Here is a 10,505-nt window from a genome sequence, read left to right on the forward strand (position 1 = left end):
ATGAGTACCTGCGCTCCTGCCCACCGGCCCTGCCGACTGCGGGGCGCTCTGCTTGGTCCTCAGCGTATCTTCCGACACTGACGTACGGCTCAGCGCGCACCATGTGTCACCCGGTCCGCAGACAATCTCACCCCAATGCACGGGCCATCACTCCGGACAGCTACGACGACCACTTGTTCTGCACGCTGCAGCGACCCGGTCACAGTTCGACGGTCGGGGTGGCGTCACGCAGGTCGAGGCGGTCCAGCATGCGGTTGTACTGCGCGAAGGCCGCTTCGACCTCGTCGCGGTCCACGCAGCGGGACAGCTACATGCCTTCTGGGGTGGACCTGCCCCAATCGTCGTGCACCGCTCCACCCCGCAGTCCGAGTGGGAGATCGTCACTAAACGAGCCTGACCCGACCGAGCCCGAGCTTCGCTCCCGCACCGACCGCGCACGGCCGATTTCATGCGCGGTCGCCGATGGTGATGTCGCACTCCGCGGTCCCCGACGGATGGCAGATGACAGTAATCGGCGTACCCGACCGGGCCGACATCTCTCGCAGGGCGCACTGACGTCGCGCTCGTCTGGTCGAGTGCCATCTTCGAGGCCCTCTGTGAAGGCTCGGTATCGAGCCGCGAGGTGGATACGCCCGCCGCGCCGGGCATGACTACCAGGTCCGTCCGGTCGCGCGCTCGCGTTCCCGCTCGGAGTGGTCGCGCCGAGCGCGTTCGTCGGCCTCACGGCGTGTACGTTCGGCGTGAGCACGCAGGTCGGCGAGGACCACCGGGACGCGTTCCATCGGCCGCGGCCCGGACCGGGCTGCCGTCCGGTTCTCGGTGCCGCTGGTGGCGGCGATGGCTTCCAGTGCTCGCGTGGCGATGGCGTGCGCGTCGCCGCGTTCACCCTCGTGTTTGCCGGAGCCGAGCGGGCTGGTGGGGTCGGTGATCTGGTAGCGGTCGCGGTAGGCCAGCACGTGCCGCATCGCCGTGGTCCAGGTGTCGTGAGCGGGGCCGGGCGGGGGCGGTGGAGTAATGGTCTCCATCCACAGTTGCGGGTCGGTCTGGGCCTGCTGGACGAGGGTGTCCAGGCGGGTGGCGATGAGGTCTGCGTGCCGTACCAGCCAGGCCCGCACGAGCGGGTCGGTGACCACCTGCGCCCGCCCTGCCTCGGCTACGTCGCGGGTCTTGCCCATGAGGTCGGTGTCGGGGCCGACGTCAGCCCGTGCCCCGGCCAGGATCTTCTCGGCAAGGTGGTTGCCCAAGACGTCCCACACCGCGGCGACGTCGAGCCGCAGGTGGGTTGCCGCGCCCGGGGAGTCCCCGACGGTCCGGGCGACGTGGTCGACCAGGGCCGGCCACTGGGTGAGATCGACCTTGTCGTAGAGGTGGTCGACGAGGGCGCGTAGGAAGGTGGTCTGCCGTTCGGGGTGGTCCAGGGACCTGATGTACTGGAGGTTGGGTTCCATCGCGAACCACGCCAACGGCACCGGCGCAGCCAGCGCGGCGGCGAGCGTATCGGGGTCCTCGAGTGCGACCTGGGCGGCGTCGGCAGGTAGGTCCAGCGCATGGGCATGGGCGGCCTCGTGGGGGGTGAGGGCCTCCCAGATGCGAGCGGCGGCGGTGCGGCCGGCGGTGTCGGGGTCCAGAGCGATGATCAGGTCGGTCAGGTCCCGCCCGGTCGCTTCCCGCAGGGCCTGGAGGTGCTGCTGGGTGACGCCGGTACCACCGGCGGCGACGGGCGCGATCTTCATCCCGGTCTGCTCGGCGAGGCGGGCGGCGGCGAGGTGGAGGGCGGCGTGGTCGGTGGGACCCTCGACCAGGACCGGTCGCGCCCCGGCCGCCAGCCGGGCGACCACGTCGGGGACCAGCCCGTACAGGAGCTCGCCCTTACGGTAGGCGGCGGTCTCGGGGCTGTTGAGGTACTTCAGCACCCGCCCCTGCCCCGTGGTGGCCTCGTCGGGGTTGATGCGCCCGGTGACGCCGACGACGGTGCCGGTCTGGTCGCGGTAGGGGAACACGATCCGGTTGCGGAACTTGTCGATCAGACGCCCGTCTCGGGTCCGGGTGGCGACCCCAGCAGGGACGAGCTGATCGGGCGTGTAGCCGAGGGTTCGGAGGTGGTCGGTCAGCCCGGTCCAGGACGCCGGCGCGGTGCCCCATTCGGCGTCGGCGAGTGCGCGGCTGGTCATGTACTGGGTGGCCCAGGGCTGGGTGGCGTTCTGCCGGGTCCACCAGGCCCAGGCATGCTGGGTGATCTCCACGACCAGGGCGCGCTCGGCCGGATCGGCGGGCGTCGTCGACCCGGCCGTCCCGGTAGCTGCGTCGGCACCCACCTGCGCCTGGCCCGTCGACGCCGAGCTCGCCGTGTCCACCTCCTGGTGTTGGGGCGTGGTGGGCTGGTTCGTCGCGTGGCGCCAGAGGAGGAGGTTCTGGGTGGTGTCGGGGGCGGTGGTGATCCAGACCGGCAGACCCCGCCGGTCGCAGGTGTGGGGGTGGGGGTGGCCGATGCGGTGGTGCAGGACCTTCGCGATCGACCGCGCGCCCTGGAACCCCTGCCCGCTCGCACGGTCCAGCACGCTCCGGACGTCGGCCCCGGCGGCCTCGTGCTGGGACAGCCGCTTGGCCAGCGCCGGCCATGCCTCGTCGGCCAGGACAGGTTCCGCTATCCGTTCGGGCAGCACAGCACGGACGGCTTCGGCCAGGCGGGCGGTGCGGTCGGGTTCGAGAAACGCGAGGTAGACATCCTCGTACTCCGGGACCAGGCGGGCCAGGGAGTGCGCGTAATCCCACTCCTCCTCGATCACCCGCGAGGCGGACTTCTCCTCGCCGTCACGGTCCAGAACACCCTTGAGCGCGTTCAGGACCGCCCGCTCCAGGTCCGGCTGGCGGTGCGGGTCCAGGTCCAGGGCGTCGTCGGTTTCGACGTAGACCCGGTTGGAGTCCCGTCCGCGAGTGATGGCGGTGTAGAGCTCGTTGCGGGTCATACCGACCCCGACCATCGCGTGGCTGGTGTCCACAGTCATTCCCTGCACCCGGTGGATCGTCGCGGCGTATCCGAGCTCGACATGCGCGGCGACGTAGTCGGCCGGGAGCACCACGGTCGCGCCGGTGTCCAGGTGTCGGGCCTGCAGTGCACCGTCGCGGCCGCGGGCGATGACATGCCACAGGTCACCGTTCTTCACCCAGTCCCGACCCCAATCGACGTCGCCTTCGTCGTGCTCGGCGTGCAGGTGCCGGTTGTTCAGCCGGGTCACGACGACGTCGCCGATGCCCGCGCGGTTGTCATCGCGGAGGACCACACCGTCTTCCTCGACCTCGCCGCGGGCGACACGGTGCAGGCGAGCGCGGGCAGACAGATCGGTGACCAGATCATTGGTCGCGGCGATCATGATCGTCTTGCAGTCGTGGTCGGAGTCGGTCTGCCAGTTCGCGAACATCTCCTCCGCCAGCTGCGCGGCCGATCCGCCCAGGGTGCGGTGCCGCGTGACGTAGAAGTCCAGCCCGCGGTGGTCACCGTCGCGGAGCTGGAGGGAGGCCTCGGCTTCACCGGTGGTGGTGAACCGGTGGATTTGCGTCAGTTCGGCCGCGCCCGCCTGCTCTGCTATCAGCCGGAGCGCACCGCCGGCCGCGACGGCGCCGAGCTGGGCGGGGTCCCCGAGCAGCCGGACGCTGCCCCCAGCTTTTCGGGTGATGGCCAGGACCTGGGCGAGGGCGAGGGTACCCGCCAGGCTGGCCTCGTCCACCAGCACCACGGTGCCTTTTTCGACCGTGAGACGTTCCCGGAGACGTTGCCCGCCCGCGCCCTGGGCGGCCAGAAGGAACATGTCCAGTGTCTCTGCGGGGATGTCGGGGTCGCCGAGGTCGGCGCCGAGGACTTCCGCTGCGGCGGCGGACGGCGCGAGCGCGATGAGCTTGCCGCTCCCGTCCTGGACGGCGGCGGCCAGGGCACGCATCGCGGTCGTCTTACCTGTTCCGGCCGGGCCGATCCCCGCCGCCAGGACGGTGCTGGTCGCGAAGTGCCTCACCAGCTCCCGCTGCCCCGGGTTCAGTACCCGACCGGTCTCGGCCCTCACCCGCTCGATGGCGCGGTCCACCATGGTCGGCCCAATCATCAACCCACCGGCAGTGCGGGCAGCGGCAAGGAGCTGGTCCTCGGCTTCCAGGACCGCCAGGGAGGTGTACCGGGTCGAGCCGTGCACGAAGTACACCGACTCGCCGTCCTTGCGGCGCATCACATCGGGCGGCTCGTTCGGGTCCGGCGGCGTGATCTGGAGGCTGTCGGCCACGGCGTGTCCGGCGATCGTCGCGGCCAGCGCGAGCAGGTCGGTTCCCGTGGGGGCGTGTTCCCTGGCGAGGCGGGTGGCTTCAGCCTGTAGGTGGTAGGTCGTCCACGTCGCGCGCTTGTCCGCCACGTGCCGCAGGCAGGCGTCGACCAGGTCACCGTTCGCCAGCACCTGCTCCGCCAGCCCCGCGAGCACGGCCTGGCGGCCGGTGGGTGTGCGCCACCGCAGCTGCCGGAAGACCTGCGCGCGTGGCCACGCTGCGGCGAGGCGCTCCATGGCGTCGGTGACGTCCTGGAACGTCCACCGGGTGGTCCCGCTTCCGACAAGGTCCTGAGCGACAGCAGGCCACAGGTCTTTCGGCTCGTCGACCACGACCCGCCCGGTCCCGGACTGCGGGTGCAGCGCGGTGACGAGCATCCGGGCCACTGCCGCCCGGCTGCCTAGGACGGTGGCGGCGACACCGGCCCACTGCGGGAGCCGGTCGCGTAGCCCGACCGGAGTGCCCTTGGCTTGCCGGGTGTCGAGGTTGGCCTGCTGCGCCAACGAGTACGCCACCTTCGTACCCGGCTCATGCCCGTACTTCGCCCGATACTGCGCGCGGAGAGTCTCGTGCGACTGTTTGATCGCCGCCCGGCGCCGCGAGAACGCGTCCCGCAGCTGCTTCGGAATTCCGACTATCTCCCGCACACCTTGCTTGCCCCTGCCTCGCGTCTCGGTGTGGAACACGACCCCGAGGCGCTCGACCAGGAGCTGCTCGATCCGGGTGTTGTACCGCTCCGAGGCCGCGACCTTGAGGCCGAGCAGGACGCGTCCGTCCAGGGCCCGCCACCCGCCGTCCACGCCACGGACCTTCGTGGAGACCGCGACATGAGTGTGCAGATTCGGGTCCCCGGTACGGGAGTCCAGGTGATCGAACGCCACCGCCGTCAGGCCATGGGTATCGATCTGCCGCACACCACCCACGCCGGCCCGGGTGAGCGCGCCCTCGGCCTCGATCCACGCCAGCGTGTCCCGCCACGCCTGGGTGTGCGCCTGGGTGATCGCCTCCCGCGTGGCCGGACCGCCCAGACCCCACAGAACCGAGATGCTCTTGGACGGCGTGAAGACGAGGTCGTACCCCGCTACCGCGCGGCGTGGCTGCTGCCCGCGCTCGGCCAGCCACTGCGCGACGTCGGCGTCCGTGACCGTGCCGGAACCCTTGTCGTTCCTCTCCTGCTGCGCCAGGGTGCGCGCGACGGTCCACCGGATCAGGTCCCGCTCGATCCCCGCCTCCGGTGGACGATCGTGCTCCGCCGCGAATGCTGCGAACGCGGTCTCGAGGGCCTGCTTGTACCCGTCGTCGGGGCGGGTCTTGAACTCGGGGAACGCTCGACCCAGCGCGCCTTCTCGCTCCGCGTCGCGTTTCGACATACCGCGGGCCAGGGCCTCGACCTCCAGCCGGTCCGCGTCCGGGTGGCGGCCCTTGCCGTACAGGGACTGCATCTGCTTCTCGGCCACCTGCCCGGACACCCCGAGCTGCTCCAACCCCGAACCGACCCACTGGCCGGGCGGGTTGCCGTGCTGCATGTAGTAGTCCGTCAACGACATGCCCCGCTCACGCGGGACGTCACCCGAGGCGACCTGCTGGGTGAGATACGTGTACCCGCCACCGGCGCTGAGCACGTGGACCGTCATCATGTCCCCCACCCCTCCCGGCAGGGCTGGAGCGGGTCAACTCAGAGTTGACTCGGGGCCGCTCACAGCGTTGTGCATTAGGTGTGTGGCCTTCGTCGGGCGGTCCGCGGGACCCGCCGTCCGCCGCTCGGCTGCCCAAGCCGCACATCCGCGATGTCATGTCAGCCGCGTGCCTGTCCGTCGTCGCGTGCTTGTGCGTCGCCGTCGCGCCAAGCCAGCCGTGTCGGTGCTATCTGGTGCCCGAAGGATGCGATGGAGTCCCCCTGATTTCTGGCATGCCAAGAGCCCGCGCATCCCCGACAGGGATGGGCGGCTCAGGTAGCGAACGAGCCCTGGACTGGGTATCCGCGAAATCTGTCGGTGCTCTTCTTCATCGTGGGCGCATGTCGAGGCGGACATCCCAGGGGCGGTTTCGGCATTCGTTCGAGGCTGGGTGGTTTCGTCCGACCGTTGTGTCCAGCGAGGATCGAGACTCCTGCTAGACATGGCTGCCGCTTACACGCAGCGCTGCCAGGTTGGTAAAGCCTCCTCAGCTCTCTTGGACGCCGAGGAACTCGCACCCGAGCACGTCCGCACCAACCCACTCGCCCAGCAAGCTATCCGGACCTCATGGAGTTCAGCCGATGGAAGGCCAATCAACGTCCAGGATCTCGCTCAGCGCGCAGCAGCAACTCGACCCTCAACAGCGGCACCTGGAGGTTCGAAGCAAGTAGGAAATCATGCATTCACATCGACTTCGACTGCCCGACCGTTCCCGAGCAGGTTCACCCCCCTCCCTCCTTCCGCAAAGTGGACAAAGCGTGCCAAAGTTGTACCCCCTGACCAAATTCAGATCTTTCGGGGTGCCAAATGCGGGTTTCAGAGAAATTCCAGCTCGGCGTTACACAGGCAAGTCTCGATTTCGTTGACGTGGACGTCCAAGGCGATGTTCCGGTATTCGTTGATCCCAAAGCAATTCGCCTACAGCAAGGAGCATGGGCCGAAACGTGCCAGGCGCTTATTCAATCGTTTTTCGAAGAACTATTGAAGGCGATTAAGTCCAGCAACAAGAGCCGCATAGAGAGCCTCGTATTACATCTCGGCGAGCCCAACGAGACACACCTTGGGATGAGCGGCGGCGAATCAAGAGGTCGCGGGCTCGGCAGTGGCAAGAAGAGCCAGGAACTTGTCGACGCCCTCGCCGATAACGTCGCCGGAAAATCTGGTCTTCTTCAAGATCTAGATGAGACAACCCTGTTCGTGGAGGGCGTGGGCCGTGACATCATTAGTGACATTACGACGAACATCATTCGCGGCCCACTCATCACGTACACTCAGAACGTTTGCAAGTTCTATGACATCCCAACCTATCAGCAACACGCAGGACACGTCTGGGACGATCGAACGAAGTCATGGGTAGAAATCGATGCGAAACTTCCGCGCGCTGATTCCGATAAGCTCTTGCTGGTCCCACGCTCGATCGTACGAATTCGGCCGCTCACAGACAAGGGAAGATACTACCGAGGTTATATCCGCCCATACTTTGAGCAGATTGAGCTTTCCAGCCCGACCTCTGAGCTCATCAGGACACTCAAGAACGGCACCAGAAAAGTTCAGCTAACCGAGCTCGACAAGCTGGTCGATCAAAGCAAGTCAGGCATAGTGAAGCACACGCAACGGTGGCCAGGGGCCATCGATTCCTATCGAAAGAATGCCACAGCAAAGTCCAACCCGCCGCTCGACCACGAGGACTTTGAGGACGATCTCGGTGCCGAAAAGGTTGACTTTCGTGAACTCCTAGATTCAGTGAAAGCAATCAGCCCCGGCCGACCAGGGGCGACTTCTTACCATAGGGCCATAGCTGAATTGCTCAAAGCGCTATTCGACGCTTCGCTTGGAAATCAGGTCCTCGAAGCCAAGGTCCACAGAGGGCGCAAGCGGCTCGACATCCAGTACGACAACACTGCTGGCTTCGGATTTTTTCACTGGCTGGGTCGCCATTACAAGGCAGCCACAGTTGTCGTCGAGTGCAAAAACTACGCGAACGATCTGGCGAATGCCGAGCTAGATCAGATCTCCAGCAGATTTGCACCAGCACGTGGACAGTTTGGCCTACTCGTCTGCAGGAGCTTTGAAGACAAGGCTCTGTTTCTCGAGCGATGCAGGGACACAGCGAAAGACGAACGTGGCTACATAATCGTGTTGGACGACAGCGACCTTGAACTGCTCGTCGACCACGCCGAAGAGACACGTGGATACCTACCCGAAAAGCGGGCGGAATTTCCCTTGCTACGGGAGCGGTTCCAAGACCTGATTGCCTAACCCGCCACGCCATTGATGGTGACGTCAGGACTTTCAGGACTGACTCAAGGCGCAGCTCTGCTGCGCCGGCCGGGTCGTTCGCGAGGCCAGCGACGGCAAGTTCATCGGGGCCGGTGTGCTGCCGGATGACCACGGCCCGGAGTACGTCGCCTCCCAAGGGACAGCCTTGGCGCACTCGGTGCCATTCGCAGACTGGTGGGCGATGTACGGCGAGTGAACCGTTCCGAAGCCGTCGGATCCAGCACGGTTACCCGGGCCGCCCATCCGTGTTCTTGAGGCACGTCCTCACTGCTGACGTACCGCTCATCCGGCCGGTAGCCTCGTTGCACCACGTCGAGCAGGGGGACTCCCATGGGTCAGCACGTCGTTGTCGATCCCGGGTTCGGGGCGCTCCTGAATGAACTGCGGTCGCAGCGCAACTGGTCACTGCGTGGCCTGGGCGAGCGTGTGCACTGCTCTCATGGGCACATCTGGGACCTTGAGCACGGACAGAAGCGCCCGAGCCCCGCGGTGGCGGCGCTCTTGGATGAAGCGCTTGACGCTGGTGGCCGCCTCAGCGCGATGGTCCGAACAGCGGGTCAAGCGTCCATGTCACCGCACGACAGTGCGCCCGGCTCAACTGCGCCGGTCGAGGAGGGATTCGGCGGCGCTCTTCAGCTGTGGCGGTCCGATCTTGAGCGCCAGGACTTCCTGACCGCTGTCACGTTCGACCCCGCGACTTTCCTCGCTCCCGCGCTGCGATGGCTCACCGCCCCCTCTACGCCCGGTCCTGGCAGGGCTGGGGTGCGCGTTGTGGGCATGCCGGATGTCGAGATGATCCGGCAGATGCTGGGCGCGTTCCGCACGGTCGACAACCAATACGGCGGTGGGTACGTCCGCGAGAGAGTCGTCAGGTTCCTGCACCACGACGTGGCTGAGCTCCTCCAAGGCCAGTACGACACCCGCACGGGAGCTGCTCTGCTCTCTGCGGCGGCCGAAGCGACTCAGTTGGCCGGGTGGGCGACCTATGACGTCGGGCGACACGCCCTGGCGCAGCGGTACATGGTTCAGGCCCTTCATCTTGCCGGCGCTGCCGAGGACCGCCCGCTCGGAGCGGAGATCTTGGCTGCGATGAGCCATCAGGCCGCGTACCTCCGCTCCGGTGAGGAGGCGATCGATCTGGCTCGGGCGGCAGGGCGTGCGGCAGCCGAGGCGGGCGTCGGGGCGATCGCGGCCGAGGCGGCAGTGCTGGAAGCTCAGGGCCACGCCGTAAACGGTTCAGCCTCTGCGACAGCGTCGTCGTTGGACCGCGCTGAGCGCCTGTTCGACCAGGCCGAGCGTGCCACCGACCCGCAATGGCTGGGCTACTTCGACGAGGCGTATCTCGCGGCGAGGTTCGGGCAAACGTTCACTGCCCTGGGCCGTGGCGACCTTGCCGTGCGTTTCGCGGAGCGCTCCCTGGACATGGACGCGCGGTACGCCCGAGGTCGGATGTTCAACCTTGCGCTGGTGGCCCGCGCGCATGCTCAAGACGGCAACGTCGAAGAGGCGGCCGCAGCCGGGCACAAGGCTCTTGAGGCCGCTGAAGGGATCAACTCTGCGCGGTCGCGTGACTACCTCGCCGAGATCGCCCAGCGCCTGGCACCACACGCCGGGATCGACGCCGTGGACACCTACCAGACCCGCGCCCACGATCTCATCGCACGTTAGGTGACGACTCATCCCTATGGCACAGCAGTGGCATCCGGACATTCAACGACGAATTCTGCCTGGACCCACTGCACATGCGTGGGGACTTGTGGGTGCGGTCCTCATAGCCGTGTGCTTTGCATCATTCGGCATCTTGATCGTCGGCGTCGGGCTGTCGACAGTCGGGATCACGCCGAATGACTTGCCCTATTTGTACGTGGCGCTCGTCTTGTTCCTGATGTCCGTGCTCCTGATCGGGCGGGGCAGCTTCAGTCCGATGTTGTGGGCCGTGGAACGCCGCCAGAAGCAGGAACACGCCGAGGCTACACCACCAGGCTCAACGCTGTGTACGAGGACGACGTTGCGGTGGACGTGGTCGACTGGCGGACCGGACGAGTGATCCGCATGGCGCACGAGCCGTTGGTGGAGAGCAAGTACCTCGTCGACAAGCAGGCACAGATCCAAGATCGGATCCGCCTCGTACGCGCTGAGGCGAGGGCCGCTAGGGCCTGTTTCAGAAGTGGCGTCTGACCTGGGGTTTCGGCATGCTGCGGGGTCGTGGTGGATGTTGCGGGGCGGCATGATCTGAGTGATGAG

3 protein-coding genes are annotated in these 10,505 nt (G+C 66.9%); 2 read left to right on the plus strand and 1 reads right to left on the minus strand.

All coding sequences use genetic code 11. The features are described 5' to 3' along the window. Positions 1 to 650 precede the first annotated feature (650 nt). Complete coding sequence (mobF, locus tag APR03_RS08825; RefSeq protein ID WP_253834748.1) at positions 651 to 5,942, minus strand: MobF family relaxase; 5,292 nt, start codon at positions 5,940 to 5,942, stop codon at positions 651 to 653. 846 nt (positions 5,943 to 6,788) lie between these two features. On the opposite strand from mobF, the gene APR03_RS08830 reads away from it, so the two are divergent. Together APR03_RS08830 and APR03_RS08835 are read left to right on the plus strand one after the other, a co-directional pair. Continuing rightward, complete coding sequence (locus tag APR03_RS08830; RefSeq protein ID WP_253834749.1) at positions 6,789 to 8,240, plus strand: DUF8370 family protein; 1,452 nt, start codon at positions 6,789 to 6,791, stop codon at positions 8,238 to 8,240. A gap of 351 nt (positions 8,241 to 8,591) precedes the next feature. Then, on the plus strand, positions 8,592 to 9,929 hold the full coding sequence (locus APR03_RS08835) for a helix-turn-helix domain-containing protein (protein ID WP_253834750.1): 1,338 nt from the start codon (positions 8,592 to 8,594) through the stop codon (positions 9,927 to 9,929). The last annotated feature ends 576 nt before the right edge of the window (positions 9,930 to 10,505 follow it).

Source organism: Promicromonospora thailandica (assembly GCF_024171955.1).
Classification (GTDB): Bacteria; Actinomycetota; Actinomycetes; order Actinomycetales; family Cellulomonadaceae; genus Promicromonospora; species Promicromonospora thailandica.